General features: G+C 50.7%; 1 rRNA gene. It reads right to left on the bottom strand.

The features are described 5' to 3' along the window. Positions 1-1,470, bottom strand: a 23S ribosomal RNA gene (locus BLU76_RS30295); the annotation flags it as partial. Between the last annotated feature and the right edge of the window lie 71 nt (positions 1,471-1,541).

Here is a 1,541-nt window from a genome sequence, read left to right as displayed (position 1 = left end):
CAGCCTACCACCTTAAACTTGGACAACCAACGCCAAGCTGGCCTAGCCTTCTCCGTCCCTCCATCGCAATAACCAGAAGTACAGGAATATTAACCTGTTTTCCATCGACTACGCTTTTCAGCCTCGCCTTAGGGACCGACTAACCCTGCGTCGATTAACGTTGCGCAGGAAACCTTGGTCTTTCGGCGTGGGTGTTTTTCACACCCATTGTCGTTACTCATGTCAGCATTCGCACTTCTGATACCTCCAGCAAGCTTCTCAACTCACCTTCACAGGCTTACAGAACGCTCCTCTACCGCATCACTTACGTGATACCCGTAGCTTCGGTGTATGGTTTGAGCCCCGTTACATCTTCCGCGCAGGCCGACTCGACTAGTGAGCTATTACGCTTTCTTTAAAGGGTGGCTGCTTCTAAGCCAACCTCCTAGCTGTCTAAGCCTTCCCACATCGTTTCCCACTTAACCATAACTTTGGGACCTTAGCTGACGGTCTGGGTTGTTTCCCTTTTCACGACGGACGTTAGCACCCGCCGTGTGTCTCCCATGCTCGGCACTTGTAGGTATTCGGAGTTTGCATCGGTTTGGTAAGTCGGGATGACCCCCTAGCCGAAACAGTGCTCTACCCCCTACAGTGATACATGAGGCGCTACCTAAATAGCTTTCGAGGAGAACCAGCTATCTCCGAGCTTGATTAGCCTTTCACTCCGATCCACAGGTCATCCGCTAACTTTTCAACGGTAGTCGGTTCGGTCCTCCAGTCAGTGTTACCTAACCTTCAACCTGCCCATGGATAGATCGCCCGGTTTCGGGTCTATTCCCAGCGACTAGACGCCCTATTAAGACTCGCTTTCGCTACGCCTCCCCTATTCGGTTAAGCTCGCCACTGAAAATAAGTCGCTGACCCATTATACAAAAGGTACGCAGTCACCCAACAAAGTGGGCTCCCACTGCTTGTACGCATACGGTTTCAGGATCTATTTCACTCCCCTCTCCGGGGTTCTTTTCGCCTTTCCCTCACGGTACTAGTTCACTATCGGTCAGTCAGTAGTATTTAGCCTTGGAGGATGGTCCCCCCATATTCAGACAAAGTTTCTCGTGCTCCGTCCTACTCGATTTCACTTCTAAGATCCTTTCGCGTACAGGGCTATCACCCACTATGGCCGCACTTTCCAGAGCGTTCCGCTAAAATCAAAGAAGCTTAAGGGCTAGTCCCCGTTCGCTCGCCACTACTAAGGGAATCTCGGTTGATTTCTTTTCCTCAGGGTACTTAGATGTTTCAGTTCCCCTGGTTCGCCTCTTGCACCTATGTATTCAGTACAAGATAACCATCTTATGATGGCTGGGTTCCCCCATTCAGACATCTCCGGATCACAGTCTGTTTGCCGACTCCCCGAAGCTTTTCGCAGGCTACCACGTCTTTCATCGCCTCTGACTGCCAAGGCATCCACCGTATGCGCTTCTTCACTTGACCATATAACCCCAAGCAATCTGGTTATACTGTGAAGACGACATTCGCCGAAAATTCGATCTTGCTCAAAGAGC

Source organism: Pseudomonas sp. NFACC08-1, from assembly GCF_900106735.1.
GTDB lineage: Bacteria > Pseudomonadota > Gammaproteobacteria > Pseudomonadales > Pseudomonadaceae > Aquipseudomonas > Aquipseudomonas fluorescens_Q.
This window is presented reverse-complemented; position numbering and strand designations above follow the sequence as displayed.